General features: G+C 48.9%; 16 protein-coding genes and 1 pseudogene. 14 read left to right on the plus strand and 3 right to left on the minus strand.

Translation table 11 applies throughout. The features are described from left to right. Window positions 1–26: 26 nt before the first annotated feature. The 3 genes from HXZ99_RS01590 (at window position 27) to HXZ99_RS01600 (ending at window position 2,369) form a co-directional block, all read left to right on the plus strand. A complete protein-coding gene (locus HXZ99_RS01590) occupies window positions 27–512 on the plus strand; it encodes a YgjP-like metallopeptidase domain-containing protein (protein ID WP_194755515.1) in 486 nt (161 codons plus the stop codon). 96 nt (window positions 513–608) lie between these two features. Further along, the gene (locus HXZ99_RS01595) at window positions 609–1,301 is read left to right on the plus strand and encodes a hypothetical protein (protein WP_194755516.1); all 693 of its coding nucleotides are present in this window, start codon (window positions 609–611) and stop codon (window positions 1,299–1,301) included. 138 nt (window positions 1,302–1,439) lie between these two features. After that, the gene (locus tag HXZ99_RS01600) at window positions 1,440–2,369 is read left to right on the plus strand and encodes a surface lipoprotein assembly modifier (protein ID WP_194755517.1); all 930 of its coding nucleotides are present in this window, start codon (window positions 1,440–1,442) and stop codon (window positions 2,367–2,369) included. Between the two features lie 27 nt (window positions 2,370–2,396). Here the strand turns inward: HXZ99_RS01600 and HXZ99_RS01605 are convergent, their stop codons facing one another. Beyond that, window positions 2,397–3,857: a S8 family serine peptidase gene (locus HXZ99_RS01605; RefSeq protein ID WP_194755518.1), complete on the minus strand. Its 1,461-nt coding sequence runs from the start codon at window positions 3,855–3,857 to the stop codon at window positions 2,397–2,399. 161 nt (window positions 3,858–4,018) lie between these two features. Between HXZ99_RS01605 and HXZ99_RS01610 the strand changes: the two genes are divergently transcribed. The 4 genes from HXZ99_RS01610 (at window position 4,019) to HXZ99_RS01625 (ending at window position 7,000) form a co-directional block, all read left to right on the plus strand. Then, a complete protein-coding gene (locus HXZ99_RS01610; RefSeq protein WP_194755519.1) occupies window positions 4,019–4,525 on the plus strand; it encodes an RNA polymerase sigma factor in 507 nt (168 codons plus the stop codon). After that, window positions 4,525–5,250, plus strand: a complete 726-nt coding sequence (locus HXZ99_RS01615; RefSeq protein WP_194755520.1) for a hypothetical protein — start codon at window positions 4,525–4,527, stop codon at window positions 5,248–5,250. The genes HXZ99_RS01610 and HXZ99_RS01615 overlap by 1 nt, the downstream gene beginning before the upstream one ends. An 87-nt stretch (window positions 5,251–5,337) precedes the next feature. After that, entirely contained in the window at window positions 5,338–5,919 is a 582-nt protein-coding gene (locus tag HXZ99_RS01620; protein ID WP_194755521.1) for a CC0125/CC1285 family lipoprotein, read from the plus strand. Window positions 5,920–6,043: 124 nt separating this feature from the next. Continuing rightward, a complete protein-coding gene (locus HXZ99_RS01625) occupies window positions 6,044–7,000 on the plus strand; it encodes a diacylglycerol/lipid kinase family protein (protein ID WP_194755522.1) in 957 nt (318 codons plus the stop codon). A gap of 3 nt (window positions 7,001–7,003) precedes the next feature. On the opposite strand, the gene HXZ99_RS01630 is transcribed toward HXZ99_RS01625, so the two are convergent. After that, complete coding sequence (locus tag HXZ99_RS01630) at window positions 7,004–8,161, minus strand: DUF3080 family protein (protein ID WP_194755523.1); 1,158 nt, start codon at window positions 8,159–8,161, stop codon at window positions 7,004–7,006. Window positions 8,162–8,171: 10 nt separating this feature from the next. Between HXZ99_RS01630 and HXZ99_RS01635 the strand changes: the two genes are divergently transcribed. Then, window positions 8,172–8,807: a riboflavin synthase subunit alpha gene (locus tag HXZ99_RS01635; protein WP_194755524.1), complete on the plus strand. Its 636-nt coding sequence runs from the start codon at window positions 8,172–8,174 to the stop codon at window positions 8,805–8,807. On the opposite strand, the gene HXZ99_RS01640 is transcribed toward HXZ99_RS01635, so the two are convergent. Next, window positions 8,801–9,010 (minus strand): CPXCG motif-containing cysteine-rich protein, encoded by a 210-nt coding sequence (locus HXZ99_RS01640; protein WP_194755525.1) that lies wholly within the window; start codon window positions 9,008–9,010, stop codon window positions 8,801–8,803. The two genes, HXZ99_RS01635 and HXZ99_RS01640, sit on opposite strands and share 7 nt — an antisense overlap. Window positions 9,011–9,233: 223 nt before the next feature. On the opposite strand from HXZ99_RS01640, the gene HXZ99_RS01645 reads away from it, so the two are divergent. The 6 genes and pseudogenes from HXZ99_RS01645 to HXZ99_RS01670 all read left to right on the plus strand — a co-directional run. After that, window positions 9,234–10,124 carry a DMT family transporter gene (locus tag HXZ99_RS01645; protein WP_194755526.1) on the plus strand — a complete coding sequence of 297 codons (891 nt, stop codon included), beginning with the start codon at window positions 9,234–9,236 and terminating at the stop codon, window positions 10,122–10,124. Between the two features lie 170 nt (window positions 10,125–10,294). Then, window positions 10,295–12,211 (plus strand): threonine--tRNA ligase, encoded by a 1,917-nt coding sequence (gene thrS, locus HXZ99_RS01650; RefSeq protein WP_194755527.1) that lies wholly within the window; start codon window positions 10,295–10,297, stop codon window positions 12,209–12,211. Between the two features lie 5 nt (window positions 12,212–12,216). Next, entirely contained in the window at window positions 12,217–12,774 is a 558-nt protein-coding gene (infC, locus tag HXZ99_RS01655; RefSeq protein ID WP_194755528.1) for a translation initiation factor IF-3, read from the plus strand. Between the two features lie 77 nt (window positions 12,775–12,851). Beyond that, a complete protein-coding gene (gene rpmI / locus HXZ99_RS01660; RefSeq protein ID WP_126790895.1) occupies window positions 12,852–13,049 on the plus strand; it encodes a 50S ribosomal protein L35 in 198 nt (65 codons plus the stop codon). A 16-nt stretch (window positions 13,050–13,065) separates the two neighbouring features. Further along, window positions 13,066–13,425, plus strand: a complete 360-nt coding sequence (gene rplT / locus HXZ99_RS01665) for a 50S ribosomal protein L20 (protein WP_194755529.1) — start codon at window positions 13,066–13,068, stop codon at window positions 13,423–13,425. A 308-nt stretch (window positions 13,426–13,733) separates the two neighbouring features. Next, window positions 13,734–15,488 (plus strand): annotated as a pseudogene (locus tag HXZ99_RS01670) (S8 family peptidase); the annotation flags it as partial. Between the last annotated feature and the right edge of the window lie 92 nt (window positions 15,489–15,580).

Here is a 15,580-nt window from a genome sequence, read left to right on the forward strand (position 1 = left end):
TACCTATCTCAGTCACGCGAAAAAGAATGAAGTCAATTCGCCTACGCATTAAAGCGACCGACGCAAGCGTTCATCTATCAGCCCCTTACCATGTGTCAGAACGCGTGCTATATGCTTTTGTACAAGAGCGGGAAGCTTGGATTTTAAAACAACGGGAGCGGGCAAAAGGATTACCTCAAGCCAAGCCCATTGATAATTCGTCGAAGGCACGCAAAGCATTACTTGAACGGGTGCAGCGATTGGCTCCGCAATGGGAACAGCATTTAGGTGTCAAAGCATCAAGTTATAGTGTGCGTTTAATGAAGAGCCGTTGGGGCAGTTGCAATATTCGAACAAAGAAAATAGCACTGAGTATGATGCTGGCTGACAGAACCGATACCTTACTTGAGTATGTTCTAGTGCATGAATTAGTCCATCTGCGAGAGCCAGGCCATAACCGGCGTTTCTATCAATTTATGGAAGACGCGATCCCGAATTGGCGTGCGTTGCACAAAGAGCTCCACGGCGAATAAAGCACCTCTTACGTGGCCTTACCCTTTCTTTACGGAATAAATCTTCATTCTGTGTCGTTATCTCAGTGTCATTTGTGACAAACGGAGGTAACGATCATGAAAACATTATACAAACCATCGATTCTCGCTTTAGCCTGTGCGTTTGCTGTAGGTATTTCAGCACCAGCGGCGATTGCGGATGAACAGGATGCAAATGTTGACGCCGAAGCGCGCGTCGCTGTATCAGCTTCAGTGAATGCGCGGGCCCAAGCTTCTCAGTCATCTTCTGCTGACGCAGAGCAAGAGCAAACAACGGAGTCTGAGGCGCAATCGGAAGCATCTGCAGAAGCTCGTGCAGAAGCTAATGCGAATGCCGAAGTTGGCTTAAATGTAGCAAGTGCAGTTCAGCAAGCTCAGGAAGAGGGCACGTCTGTTGCTGAAGCCGCTTTAGAAGCATTGGGTAACACCACAGCTCGTGCGCAAGGTCGCGCAGAACAAGAAATCGAAGCAGGCCAAGAGCGTGCTGAGATGATCCGGGAAGAGGCTGAAGGACGCATTGAGGCAACCGGTAATGCAACTGCAGAGCTGGCCACCTCAACCGCAGCAGAGATGCGTGGTGTGATGACCGACTTAGTTCGCTCGGAAGCAGCAGGTAATGTTGGTGCGCAAGTGAGTGCTGAGGTTGCCGGCCAAGTCGGTGCAACAGTTTCTGAAAGCGTGCGGTCAACGGTATCAGAAACAGTTCGAGGCGGTGTCCGCGAAAATGTTCGTGACAATATCCGTACTCGTATTCGCCCTAATGGTGGATAACAGTCACCAATAAAAGAGGGGGATCTCCCCCTCTTTTTCTGTTTCTTAATATGTAACTATACTTAGCGTCCAGAAACAATGAATCCATTGACGAAGCGTGCATTCCCCAGCAATGGGTGAATAGCGTTGGAGAATTCTATGAATCACATACGATTAAAAATTAGCCCGATAGCACTGGCTCTTGCCTGTGCATTAAGCGCTGGCGTAAGTTCCGCGCAAGACGCCTCAGATTCATTTTCCTTTTCGGCTCGAGTTGATGTCTCGGGTGAGCATAATAGTAATGTCAGTGTCAGTGAATTAGAGACTGCCATTGGCGAGTCTGATACCGCAACGCTCATAGAGCTAGCGCTGGACGCGCAATGGCAACCTGCGGAATCATGGAATATTGATGGTGGTTACAGCTACAGCGACCGTCGTTATCATGAATTCAGTGAGTTCGATCTGGCCATGCACCTGATTTATGCAGATGTCAGTTATGACTTTGATGTATACACGGTGGGAGCAAATTACTATTTTGCCGACGCCAACTTAGGTGGAGATTCGTTTTTGGATTTGCATCAGCGCTCGGTGTACCTTGCGCGCATGTTAGGTGACCAATTCTACGCCCGGTTTGCCTTGAATCAATCTGAGAAGACCTTTGCTGACTTTTCGGAGCGGGATGCAGACACCCTGGGCGGCGCTATCGATCTTTTCTACTTCTTTAATGAAGGAAGAAGTTTTCTTCTGTTCGGTGCCAACCATGACGATGAAGATGCGCGTAACAACGAGTTCTCTTATCAAGCGAATACACTGCGAGTGCGTTACTCCACACGCTTTGCTTTTGCCTCGGGCGATGGTCGTTTCCAACTGGGCTATCGTTGGCATGACCGAGATTATGAAGGGATAAGCGCGGCTATTGGTCAAGCGCGGTCGGATAGACATCAAGTGATTGATGCCCGCGTTGAAGTGCCTGTTTGGCGTCAGCTGTCACTCATAGGTCAGGTTGAACGAGGCGACTATTCGTCCAATCTCGATTCCGCTGACTATGATGAAACCCGTGCATCTATTGGTGTACGCCTGCGCTTTTAATGGCGAATTATTCTGTGCTCAGCGCTTTTAATCAGTCACCGCTAACACGCCATTGATGACGAGTGCAGGATGCAATACACCGAAACCGAAAGTGGGATTGCGTTCAGTCTGATCTTGGACGTAAGCCCGCTTTTTTAATTCAGCTCGGGTGTCGGCTACGGAGTTCTGTGCCACACAGGCTGCATGGGCGGTAATAAAGGGCGCTGCCATGGAGGTACCGGTTTCATATCCCCACCGATGGTCGGCACGAGGCGTTAAAACAGACACGCCAAATCCTGAATACTCCACATAATCACCCTGATTCGCCCAGCGATAAATACCGCCAAAGCGATCCACCGCTGTCGCACCGATTACTTCGTTGTATGCGGCTGGATATAAAGCTGGTGCATGGGGACCTTCGTTACCCACTGCGGCCACAACAACAATGTTGGCTTGGTACAACTGACGAACGGTCCGCGCGAGCAATCGATTCGCCGGCCCAGTGAGACTAAGGTTAATCGCTTCAACATGTTGTTCACTTAGCCAATTTAACCCACGAATAAGATGGGTAAGTGATGCCCCTTGATGATACGCGGACTGTTGATAAAACACTTCAGCGTGATAGACGGTAGCATTAGGCAATAGTGCCGACTGCTCGTCATGGGTTCCAATAAGAATGCCGGTTACGGCGGTACCGTGATGGCCAGGTTGGGGAATGGCCTCATCCAAAAAACCACGTTGAATTAAACGTCCTTCTGATATTGCTTGTGCGAAAGCCGGATGCTGCTGTTGGATACCGGTGTCCACGACGCCAATACGGATGGCTTCGGTGCACGCTGAGCGCGCCGGCCAACGTAGCTCAATGGCGGGAGCCGAGTCCGAAGATAGGTCTGGTTCTAAGGCTAACTCAGACTCACTACTTGCTTGATAAATATGGTTTCGGTCAAGAAATGGGTGAAACCGCGCGGGAAGGAGGCGTTCAACACCGTCGCGATTATCCAAGTGACGCGGCACGGTAAAAGTCAGGATCTGTTGATTTAAACCACCGAGCACCTCGTTTTCTGATAGGTATTGCCAAAGTTCAGGCGCAAGTTGCGGCAGTTGCGCGGCCCAATCCCGTTCCAGCATCAGAACCCATTGCCGCTCAATGGCTCGCCGACCTGGTTCCACTTCGATATCCACAAAACGTTCTACGCCATTGATGTCTTTAATCGATAAGCGCTCGGGGAGGCGTGCTAACAGATCGGACTGCGTGAGTCGTGTTAAAGCACGTTCCGTATTGCTTGTGATTTGCTCAAGTGCGCGGGCTTGGCCAAGTTCAGCAGCGCTCGGTAAATTGCGTTCGAGGCGTTCCGCCTGCCGTGTGGCTCGCTCTATTTGCCGTTCAATAGCGCGCTCAGCCGGGTTGACCACTGGTACCTTGGGCACTTGTTGGCTGCTGGCAAGGTGGGGCAACACCGCCAAACTGGCAGCTGCGGTAAAATAGAGGGTTCGGGCAAGCCATGGCATGATATTCTGTACCTCTGGTTCAGAAACAAATTTATCGTCTTACTATAGTAACGTTTAAGACAAGGATCTATTTCATTTTTTGCATTCATAATGGAATAAATTCAAAGTGACCTTCGTTAACAAGCTGAATGTGGGAAATAAACACGCAGGAGATGTCTTTTATGACTGGAGCCTCACGGCTTAAAGCCGAACTGGCAAGTTTGCTGCCCCCCTTGCGCAGATTTGCCTTTTCGCTCACAACATCCATGCCCGATGCGGATGATCTCGTTCAACAAACCATTGAGCGCATTTTAACGCGCCCGATTCCTGAGGATGTGGTTTTGCTGAAGTGGGCGTTCCGCGTATGTCGCAATCTTTGGATTGATGAATATCGTGCTCGCCGAGTTCGAGAAAACGCCACGATGAACACCGATCTGCAACAGACCCAGCAGGTGGATGGCACCGGGATACTTGAGAGTCAGATGGAACTGAATCATGTAGGTATCGCTATGAAACGTTTACCTGCCGATCAGCATGAAGTGCTAGCGATGGTCGCTGTGCAAGGCATGTCATATCGAGAAGTTTCGGAATCGTTGGACATTCCCATCGGTACGGTGATGAGTCGTTTAGCACGGGCCCGCACGGCATTGGCAGAGCAGCTTTATGGAAAATCAAAGGAGTTACACTAATGCATATCAGCGACGAAAAACTCTCGGCATTTCTCGATAATGAGTTACCGCAAAACGAGATGGAACATATTCGTAATGCGCTTGTGCAGAATGAGGACTTAGCAGATCGTGTTGCCGTTCTCAGTCAGGTTGACGATTCCGTGCAGCGCTTTGCCAAAGGCATTGATGCAACACAAGCGCCGGATTCCATATTGGCGTTATTACGCGATGACGATACTCAGCAAGAATCCGCAACGAGCGCGGATATTATTTCGTTATCCGTGTGGCAACGAGCGCGGCAGGGTGTTCGTGAGCATGTGGCCTTAGCGGCTGGGGTAGCACTTCTGATTGGTGTCGGGGCTGGGCAATGGATTCCCTTTGGTTCCGAGGAACCTGGCGCAACCCAGTGGACACATGTAAGTGCAGCCTTAAACCAAACCCCGAGTGGGCAGCAGATTGCGCTCGCAAGTGGAGAGGTGCTGCAACCCTATTTTAGTTTTATCGCCGGCGATGGTCGATTGTGCCGCAGTTACAGTGTTCAAGGCACTCTGCATCGTGATGAAATTGCCTGCCGTCAAGAAGGACAGTGGTCACCGATAGCAACGGCATATAAAGAGAATGTTGCGACAGGCGAATACGCGGCGGCCTCAGCCAATCAGCTGATGGACGCGACCTTGATGGCATTACAGGGAAGCGAAGCCTTGTCATTAAGCGAGGAACAGCGTCGTTTATCGGCCGGTGACTAAGCGATCACGCATTGAATGCGACCCGTGAGTTACGGTTTAAGGGTTTAGCAACTAGACTTTAAAGACATTAGGATGGAGGTAGATGTTATGAATACCGAAGCAACATCACGAAGAATGGAGCCTACTCAAGATACGATGGGCATGTTACGTCTGTTACAAATGCTGGCATTATTGTTGCTGGCATGGGCCCTCATAGGTTGTTCGAGTGCATCACCGTACCGGGCTGCTGAAGGTAGCGGTTTTGGTTACAGTGAACGCAAAATCACTGAAAATCACTATCGGGTGAACTTTAAGGCGCGCGGTGATGATACCAGCAGAGCAATGGACTACGCGTTGCTAAGGGCAAGCGAGGTCACCTTAGAGCAAGCGTATGATTGGTTTCAAGTTGTGAATCGGGAAACCTTTGTGAATCGTGAGCGGGTAAGTTCAGGGAGCAGTTTTGGTGCTGGCGCAGGCTATGAAACCATTCGCGACTGCACGCCGCTGGGCTGTCGAGTATATCGGCGCCCGGTACGTAATTACCATCTCGGCATGAGCTTAGGCGATGATCGCAGCGTGATTGAAACTATATTGGAAGTGCGAATGGGCCGGGGTGTCCGTCCAGAGGATGGGCAAACCTTTGATGCCCGCGAAGTTTATGAAAACTTAAAACCAGAACCGAGTAACTAGCCCAATAAGCGATCAGACACTCTGATAAGTGCCTGAGAAATTTAATATTGCATTGAAAATCAAAGATAAACCGCTAGTATAAATGGACAGCACGTTTTCTGTACATTAACCGCGGGAGAAATGAATGGCAGATATAGGTGACGCTCGACACATTCTGTTACTCATTAATCCCGCGAGTTCTCGCTATCGTCGGCAGGTGGTCGATGCGTTAATGGCGGAGTTAGAGCAACGCGTCATACCCTTCGTTCGTTTAGAAACCCATCAACATATCAAGCAAACCATGAATGCCGTTGAAGAACAGCTGCGTGCGCACGCTGTTTCCGATGTTATTGTTGTGGGCGGCGATGGGACCCTACATCAAGCGGTCAATGCCCTAGCGGGTTATCGCCTTCCCATTGGCTACATTCCTTGTGGTACCGGAAACGATTTTGCTCGCGGTTACTTTGGTAAAACCTTCAAACAACAATCGCTTGAGACTTGGGTTCAACAAGCTATCGGCGGCGATATACACGCCATCGATTTAGGCCAAATTAATCAACGCTATTTTATTAATGTGGCCGGCGTTGGTTTTGATGGTGACGTCGTGCGCCATATGAAAGGGCGCAAAGGTTGGTTTCCGCGTTTAAGTTACCTGTTCGCGGCAGTACGCACCTTAATGCGGGCAAAAGATCATACGATTGAATTGTCCGGGAGTTCGCAAAAACTTCTGGCACTCTCAAGTCGTCCTTGTTTTATGCTTAATTTCGCCAATGGCCCTTACTTTGGAAATGGCATGAAGATAGCGCCCCATGCACAAGTTAATGATGGCGTATTGGCCTACTGTTTTGTTGAGCATGTTGGCTTCTTCCGCAAGCTTCGAGCATTAACTAAGATTTATCGCGGGAAGCATGTGGATTTTTCGCAAGTGCATTGTGGACAGCTCCATGCCCTACAGGTACAAACTGTTGGGCTGCCCATTGAAGTAGACGGAGAATACTTAGGTGAAACGCCGGCATTTGTTCGAACGATTCCGGCCGCATGTTTAGTACGCGGGCGACCGCTGCGAAACAAAGATGCTTCTTTGGAACTTCCTACCTATTAACCATTAGTTGCCCTCAATACTGAGGCCGCACTGTTGCAAAAATGCCTGATATAACTCTGCGTGACGTCGGCTGTGTTGACGAATACCGACGCCATGACTCTCTTCATTCATAAGTTGATCAAGGTAATTATTCCAGGCTTCATCAAGCACAAACTCCTGCAAGCGCACGAGTTGCCCATACACTTGGGTTTCATAGCCCTGTAAGCGCGCCAGTTTCGGTTGCAAACTTGAAACCCATATATTGATCATCACATTCTGAAGAAATTCAGCTTGTTGCGGAACAGAACGATTGCGGCATCCGATTTTGTCACCCGCATCGGAGAGCATAAGATTGAGTGACTTTAAATAGCCTAAGGTGACCTGTTGAGTACGCCAGAAATCACTTAAAAAGTGACGCTGTCCTAAAGTGCGGATATGATCGTTCCATGCGCTTTCATCAACCGTATAGTGCAGTGGGTCATCATGCAGTGCGGTAAACACATCGGCAAAATAGGTCAGGGCGGCGATACTTGCACTGCCTTCCTCTGAGGCCTCTAGCGTCAATGGCGACCGTGAAACCCGAAACCGTTCGCGAATGACATCTTCATTGGTGAGGAAACGGTTGATCCAAAGCGGCAAGGTATCAACTTTGTGTTCAAGGGCCGTTGTTAATAGTTCAGCAAGTCGGGCATCATCAGCTGCGGAAGTCTGTAAGCACTCCTGCAGGGCCGTAATCATTTGAATCTCATAGAGAACGCGAGCTTGCGTGCTTTGTACCCGACCTAGGGAACTGTTGCGTGCAGCGATTAATTGGCCGACTCGACAGCGATCAAGACGCATGCTGTCGAGCAAGCTAATGGATATTTCGGGGATAGGTTGTTGTACTTCGTGCACGCGCGGCATGCGCGGATTAGCGGGAAGTTCAACTGTGGTGACCGGCTCATCCAAGAGGCGTCCAAGACGCTGTTGATAGTCTTTAAAATCGTGATCAATGGCTCTACTGCAACCACTTAGCCAAGCGCTAAGGAACAACACAAACAGGAGTAATAGCGCCGAAGGACGGTGTTCTGACCGGTTTTTTTCGGTTACACTTCGTGGATAAGAGAAAACAACGCCTAGGCGACGAAATATCTTCGCTTGCAACGTCTGGTGTGCGTGTTTTAAAACTGCGCGTTTTTGCATAGGTGATTTCATGTTTACAGGTATTGTTCAAACTCAAGCTGTCGTGAACAACATTCTTGATAAGGGTTTATTTCGCCAACTCGAACTTCGTGTCGGCCGCGAACATTTGCAGGCGGTAGAAACCGGTGCCAGCATTGCGGTGAATGGCTGTTGCCTCACCGTCACCGGGTTTGAACTTGAGCCCTCTGCATTTCCTCATGATAGTTTAGTCCGTTTTGACATTATCGACGAGACCTTACGTTTAACCAATCTGGGTGATCTACAGATCGGCGATGGGGTGAATTTCGAACGTTCCCTTACCTTAGGGCGTGAGTTAGGGGGCCATATTGTATCCGGCCATATTCATACAACGGCTGTGCTGAAAGAACGGATTGATAGTCCGAATAATTGTCGTATGTATTTTGAGTTAGCCCCGAAATGGCTTGATTATATTCTCGCCAAAGGATTTATAGCCGTTGATGGCGCAAGCCTTACGGTAGGTGATGTGACAGCGACGGGGTTTTGGTTGCATTTAATCCCAGAAACGCTCGCAATCACGATTTTAGGTGACACGCAGCCAGGTCAGCGCGTGAATATTGAAGCAGACCAGCAAACGATGACCATCGTTGAGACTGTTCGTCGTGTATTAGCGCGTCAAAATCAATAGTATTGTTCATCTCCTGAATGAACTCGCAGATGAATTTTATCATCACTGATATCCCGATGTAGGGTGATATAAAGTGCATCACCACAATTGGGACATTCATCTTGATAGTTTTGATCATCTTCCGATGTATCGACGTTAAGATGCAGTGTGTGTCCACAATAGGGACAATGAACTCGGGCATCACATAATTTTGCGTCGTCCATATTCTTATCCTTAGTTGTTGTGTTGTTAGCCTCCCGTTGGGGAATCCCGACGTGTTGAATACTGAACTCGATTTACCCTTAATATAGCAATACTGCGGGCAACCACAGGGGTTCAGGCGCGAGAAGCGGGTAAATCTGCAGGAAAGCAAGGAATTTTCTGCCAAAGATATTCATCGAAAGAGACCAAAAGAGTGGGTGAAGCTAGTCGTATGAGCCGATATTTATGAGTATTTACTGGGGCCAACTCGCGGCCTTGGCTGCCGCGTTAAGTTGGGCATTAGCCACGCTAATGTATAGCCGTAGCAGTCACCATTTGTCGGCGGCACAGCTCAATTTGGTGAAGGGAATTGTCGCATCTCCCTTATTGCTTTTAGGGTTGTGGCTGAGCACAGATGTCCAAGCTTTGGCTTGGACATTAGTTCCGGTACTCATGCTCGCATTGAGCGGCGTTATTGGTATCACCATCGGTGACACCTGCTATTTTTCTGCATTGCGCCGATTAGGTCCGGCGCACACCATATTACTCGAGTACTTGGCTCCTCCATTTGCGGCCATCATCGCTTGGTTGTTCCTCTCGGAAACCCTCAGTGTTTTTGAAATCGCCGCAGGGCTTGTGGTTTTGCTGGGGGTACTAACGGTACTGACAGAGCGGCAACCGGTTGCGGGTATTCCTTTAAGCCGTTCGGGCGTTTGGTTTGGTGTTGCAGCTGCCCTGTGCCAGGCCATAGGTTTGGTGATGGCCTTTCATGCATTCCAGCAATTTGATGTCAGCGCCTTACAGGCCGCGATGATTCGACTATCAGCGGGCACCATTGCCCTTACGCTCGCGTTATTGCTCATTCGTCCGAAAATGTTGATGGCCACAGCGCAGGGGCTGCGAGCGACCCGCATTTCGGTGTTGATTACGGCCATTCTGCTCGGCACCTTCGTGGCTATTTGGCTGCAACAATTGGCGATTGCCTATGTTACGCCAGGTATTGCACAGACGCTGTTATCCACGGCACCGTTATTTATGTTGTCGTTGAACTTTATCCGCGGTCGCCGTGTAAGTTTTCGGGCCTTGCTGGGCACCCTGATAGCAATGGCCGGCATTGCTCTGCTGTTTTTACGATAACCCTGTAGATTCCGCCGGTTACGTTGCGCTTGCGGCTATAAACCGTTATGATTCACGGGTTTTATTGAACCGTAGTTCGCACCGAACGCTGTATAGCGACCTCACGCAGAACATAACCAAAACATACAAGTGGCACTTGGTAGGTGTCACCACTGTAGAAAGGAAGTAGCATGCCTGTAATTACGCTCCCCGATGGTAGTCAACGCGAATTTGACCACGCCGTATCTGTCCTTGATGTTGCCAATGATATTGGCCCTGGTTTAGCCAAAGCAACGGTTGCAGGACGGGTAAACGGTACTTTAGTTGATGCCAGTGACCTGATTGAAGAAAACGCCTCCTTAGAAATTATCACCCCGAAGAATGCCGAAGGCTTGGAAGTGATCCGTCACTCATGCGCGCATTTGCTTGGTCATGCGATTAAACAATTATGGCCACAAACCAAGATGGCCATTGGCCCGGTGATAGAAAACGGCTTTTACTACGACGTAGATATCGATCGCCCGTTGTCCCAAGATGACCTTGATGCGATTGAAAAACGCATGAACGAGTTGGCGAAAACCGAATACGATGTCATCAAAAAGAAGGTGAGTTGGGAAGAAGCTCGGGAAACCTTTGTTGAGCGTGGTGAGAGCTATAAAGTTGAGATTCTGGACGAAAATGTAGCGAAGTCGGATCGTCCTGGCCTTTATCATCACGAAGAATACGTGGATATGTGCCGTGGCCCACACGTGCCCAATATGCGTTTCTGTAAGCACTTTAAAATTATGAAGGTAGCGGGCGCCTATTGGCGTGGCGATTCCGACAATAAGATGTTGCAACGCATTTATGGTACCGCATGGACCGATAAAAAAGAGTTAAAAGCTTATTTGCAGCGTTTAGAAGAAGCTGAAAAACGCGATCATCGGAAGATTGGCAAGGCCCAAGATCTATTTCATTGGCAAGAAGAAGCACCAGGAATGGTGTTTTGGCATCACAATGGTTGGTCTATTTTTCAGGAACTAGAGCGCTACGTTCGAGAGAAATTGAACGAGTATGACTATCAGGAAGTAAAAGGTCCGCTCATGATGGACCGGGTGTTATGGGAACGTTCAGGTCACTGGGAAAAGTTCTCAGAATTGATGTTCACCACGTCTTCGGAGAACCGCGAATACGCCGTGAAACCGATGAATTGCCCCGGCCATGTGCAGATCTTTAACCAAGGATTAAAATCCTACCGTGATTTGCCACTGCGAATGGCCGAGTTTGGCTGTTGTCATCGCAATGAACCCTCTGGTGCGTTACACGGATTAATGCGGGTTCGTGGTTTCACGCAAGACGATGCCCATATTTTCTGTACTGAAGAACAGGTGCAAGAAGAGGTGGCTGGCTGTATTCGGATGGTTTATGAAACCTACCGAACCTTTGGCTTTGATAAGATCGTGGTGAAGCTATCGACACGCCCTGAAAAACGCTTGGGCGACGATGCAACATGGGATCGTTCCGAAGCGGCATTAGCTGAAGCATTGAAGAGTCACGGTATCGAATTTGAGTATTTACCAGGCGAGGGCGCATTTTACGGACCTAAAATTGAATTTACTTTATTCGATTGCTTAGGTCGCGCTTGGCAGTGTGGTACAATACAGTTGGATTTTGCCCTCCCGAATCGTTTAGGTGCAACTTACGTTGGCGAAGACAACGAGCGCCACGTGCCGGTGATGATTCACCGCGCTATTTTAGGTTCACTTGAACGCTTTATGGGGATTCTCATTGAAGAATATGCTGGGTTTTTCCCAGTATGGTTAGCGCCAACTCAAGTTGTCGTCATGAATATTACCGATAATCAGGCCGAATATGCGCAAAATTTGGTCTCAGAATTGAAAAAACATGGCTTTAGAGCAAAAGCCGACTTGAGAAATGAGAAGATAGGCTTTAAAATCCGCGAGCACACGCTTAAGCGCGTGCCGTATTTATTGGTGGTCGGTGATCGCGAAGTCGAAGAAGGACAAGTCGCGGTACGGACCCGACGAGGTGAAGACCTTGGCAAGTTTGCGGTTGCCGACTTCATTGCTCGTCTGCGTGGCGATGTGACATCCCGCGTAATTTCTTAAACTGCTTGGAGGAAGACACAATTAAAGGCGGAAAAAAAGGCCAAAAGGTCGACAAAACACGTATAAATGACAATATCACCGCGCAAGAAATTCGCTTGATTGACGCAGAAGGCGAACAACGGGGTGTTGTTACTTTAAATGAAGCTCTAGACGTTGCTGCAGAAGCTGGGCTGGATCTGGTAGAGATCAGTCCGAATGCTGAGCCGCCTGTGTGTCGTGTAATGGACTATGGAAAGTTCCTTTACGAGAAAAGTAAGCAACAGAAAGAGCAGAAAAAGAAACAAAAACAGATTCAGGTTAAGGAAGTTAAATTCCGACCTGGAACAGATGAAGGCGATTACCAGGTAAAACTGCGCAACCTGCGTCGCTTTCTTGAGGGTGGTGACAAAGCAAAAGTTACCATTCGTTTCCGTGGCCGGGAAATGGCGCATCAGGAGATTGGAATTGACTTGTTGGAGCGGATAAAAACCGACCTCGAGGAAGTTTCAACCTGCGAATCGTTCCCTCGACGGGCCGAAGGTCGTCAGATGATTATGGTTCTGGCACCAGAAAGTAAGAAGTAATTTAGGTTTACAAGTAACGTTTATTCCGAACGTTCACCTGGTTATTTCAATTGGCTATCCAATGCGGAGTACGACAAATGCCAAAAATGAAAAGTGTTAAAAGTGCTACTAAGCGCTTTAAGAAAACCGCTTCAGGCGGATACAAGTGCAAGCAGTCTCACTTGCGTCACATTCTGACCAAGAAGAGCTCTAAGCGTAAACGTCACTTGCGGGCTAAGAGCATGGTTCATAAGAGCGATGTTGCATTAGTTGATCGCATGTTACCGTACGCATAAGAGAGGAGATTGATCCATGGCACGAGTAAAACGTGGTGTGATGGCGCGTGCGCGTCACAAGAAAATCCTGAAGCAAGCAAAAGGTTACTATGGTGCTCGCTCTCGCGTATTCCGCGTAGCGAAACAAGCAGTAATCAAGGCCGGTCAATATGCATACCGTGACCGTCGTGCGAAAAAGCGTCAGTTCCGTCAATTATGGATTGTTCGGATTAACGCTGCGGCGCGTCAAGGTGGTTTATCTTACAGCCGTTTTATCAACGGTCTTAAGAAAGCATCTGTTGAAATCGACCGTAAGATCCTGGCGGATATCGCTGTTCACGACCAAGCAGGTTTCTCTGCGTTGGTAGCGAAAGCTAAAGAAGGTCTGGGCGCGTAAGCAGCCGCTTCAGTTTGTCAGAAAGAGGGGAGCCGCGAGGCTCCCTTTTTGTTTGCCGCGCTTACAGTTAATCTCGGGGATCTCCCCTATACCTGCCTTCACTGGATAGTGTCAGTCTTAGCTCCGTAACATTTCAATAACATGTGATCGTGATAACGATCCGCGGAGGAACCGACATGAAGAAATCCAACGTTTCACTCGCCATTGGCGCATCCCTTGCGTTAACGATGGCCTATAGCAGCCAAGCCAGTGTGCTCGGCGAGATGCTTACAACCACCATAGACACGCTGGATCCGAGCGATAAAGTGATGGTTGTTGTGACCTATGATCAGTTAGAGCCTGTATCTGAAAGCCAACTCGGGCGTTTACTGGATCTTGGCATTACCGATGGCGTGCAATTTCAATCGCTACCGGTTATTGGGGTTTTAGCCAATCCAGCTCAGATTGAAGCCATCAGCTTAAAGCCTGAAGTGCGTTCTGTATGGCTGAATCGCCCGTTAGAATACTTTAATGCAGGTTCGCGCCAAATTACTGGCGTCGATCAAGTGCAGGGTCAAGATTTTATTGACCGTAATGGCCTCGAATTTACCGGTAAGGGCGTTACAGTTGTAGTGCATGACAGCGGTATTGATGCGGGCCACCAAGACCACTTTTTCGGTGAGACTGTGGTAGAAAACGTGCAAGGTCTTACCCATGCCCAAGCATTGCGTTTGCTAGGCACTAATGGTTTTTGGCTAGAAGGGCAAGTTAATACAGATACCAATTCCGGTCACGGTACGCACGTTGCAGGTACAATTGCCGGTAATGGTGTGATGTCTAATGGTAAGTACGCTGGTGTGGCACCGGATGCAGAACTTGTCGGTTATGGTTCGGGTGGCGGTATTGCTATTCTTGATGCCCTCGGTGGCTTTGATTACGCCATTAGCAATGTGTATTCCTTTAATAGCCCCATCCGCATTATTAGTAACTCTTGGGGAAGTTCAGGGAAGTTCGATCCGAATGGACCTATCACTATTGCAACTTATAAAGCCTATCAGTTAGGTATTTTATCGGTGTTTGCTGCGGGGAACTCTGGACCTGGTGAAGATACGCACAATCCTTACGCGCAAATTCCATGGGGTGTCTCTGTCGGTGCAGGTACGAAAGATGGCGATTTAGCAAGCTTCTCATCACGTGGTTTAGCTGGCGAGAGCGGTAGTTTTACCATGCCAGATGGTTCTGAGTGGACCTATAGCAACGACGTCACTATTGTTGCACCAGGCGTTGATGTGATTTCTACACGTGCGGCCACTAACCTAAGCGCGAATGGCGGTGCCAACGATATCGGCGTTATCGAAGAAGAATACTTGCCTTTCTATACCATGATTTCCGGTACCTCCATGGCTACTCCTCACGTTTCTGGGGTATTGGCGTTAATGATGGAAGCGAATCCACGCTTGCAGCCTCTCGACTATGTGGAATTGCTGAAGCAAACGGCGACCAATATGCCTGGACGGGAAACTTGGGAAGTAGGTGCAGGTTATATTAACGCGCGCGCTGCGCTGTCGGCAGTGTTCGGTGAGAACTTAGACTATAGCCAGAATGTAAACAGCATGCGTGACTTTAACGCCAATGCGCTAACGTCCATTAGTGATCGCGTGGAAAACTTTGAAGTTCTATACAGCCCAGTCGGTACGCCAGATACTTATACCTTTGATGTGGATGATTCGACCGCGTGGGTGAAGGCAAGCGCTGATTCACTGGCCAATACAGTGAAGCTTATGCTCGTTGCGCCAGATGGTACTGAGTACTCTGGCAACTTGACGCTTCCAGCGCTAGAAACCGCTATGCGCGTGTCTGCACCTGGGCAAGCGGGTACTTGGACAATTTATGCCTATGGCTTAACCTCACTTTCTGGGGTAGAGGCAGATCCGCTCGGTTTAACCAATGGGCCGGGTGTACCAGAACTCATCTCAGGGCATATCGAGTTTGTTGAATCAGCCGGTTATGAGGGTGTTGATGATATCGAAGGTCACCCTTTGCAGGGTGCTATTGAATATGCAGTTAGTCGGCGTTTGGTGGATGGATTAAATAATGGTCGTTTCCGTCCTGATGCGAACTTGCAACGCCAACAATTAGCCGAGTACCTAGTGATGGGGTCGGCAGTACGTCAGTA

It is taken from the genome of Aliidiomarina indica (assembly GCF_015354615.1).
GTDB classification, from domain to species: Bacteria; Pseudomonadota; Gammaproteobacteria; order Enterobacterales; family Alteromonadaceae; genus Aliidiomarina; species Aliidiomarina indica.

Excerpts from the sequence above, each read along its gene's own strand:
- rplT (WP_194755529.1), top strand. The coding sequence starts at position 13,066 with ATGGCACGAGTAAAACGTGGTGTGATGGCGCGTGCGCGTCACAAGAAA.
- HXZ99_RS01605 (WP_194755518.1), bottom strand. The coding sequence starts at position 3,857 with ATGCCATGGCTTGCCCGAACCCTCTATTTTACCGCAGCTGCCAGTTTG.
- HXZ99_RS01610 (WP_194755519.1), top strand. The coding sequence starts at position 4,019 with ATGACTGGAGCCTCACGGCTTAAAGCCGAACTGGCAAGTTTGCTGCCC.
- HXZ99_RS01620 (WP_194755521.1), top strand. The coding sequence starts at position 5,338 with ATGAATACCGAAGCAACATCACGAAGAATGGAGCCTACTCAAGATACG.
- HXZ99_RS01625 (WP_194755522.1), top strand. The coding sequence starts at position 6,044 with ATGGCAGATATAGGTGACGCTCGACACATTCTGTTACTCATTAATCCC.
- HXZ99_RS01595 (WP_194755516.1), top strand. The coding sequence starts at position 609 with ATGAAAACATTATACAAACCATCGATTCTCGCTTTAGCCTGTGCGTTT.
- rpmI (WP_126790895.1), top strand. The coding sequence starts at position 12,852 with ATGCCAAAAATGAAAAGTGTTAAAAGTGCTACTAAGCGCTTTAAGAAA.
- HXZ99_RS01600 (WP_194755517.1), top strand. The coding sequence starts at position 1,440 with ATGAATCACATACGATTAAAAATTAGCCCGATAGCACTGGCTCTTGCC.
- thrS (WP_194755527.1), top strand. The coding sequence starts at position 10,295 with ATGCCTGTAATTACGCTCCCCGATGGTAGTCAACGCGAATTTGACCAC.
- HXZ99_RS01615 (WP_194755520.1), top strand. The coding sequence starts at position 4,525 with ATGCATATCAGCGACGAAAAACTCTCGGCATTTCTCGATAATGAGTTA.
- HXZ99_RS01645 (WP_194755526.1), top strand. The coding sequence starts at position 9,234 with ATGAGTATTTACTGGGGCCAACTCGCGGCCTTGGCTGCCGCGTTAAGT.
- HXZ99_RS01640 (WP_194755525.1), bottom strand. The coding sequence starts at position 9,010 with ATGGACGACGCAAAATTATGTGATGCCCGAGTTCATTGTCCCTATTGT.
- HXZ99_RS01630 (WP_194755523.1), bottom strand. The coding sequence starts at position 8,161 with ATGCAAAAACGCGCAGTTTTAAAACACGCACACCAGACGTTGCAAGCG.
- HXZ99_RS01590 (WP_194755515.1), top strand. The coding sequence starts at position 27 with ATGAAGTCAATTCGCCTACGCATTAAAGCGACCGACGCAAGCGTTCAT.
- HXZ99_RS01635 (WP_194755524.1), top strand. The coding sequence starts at position 8,172 with ATGTTTACAGGTATTGTTCAAACTCAAGCTGTCGTGAACAACATTCTT.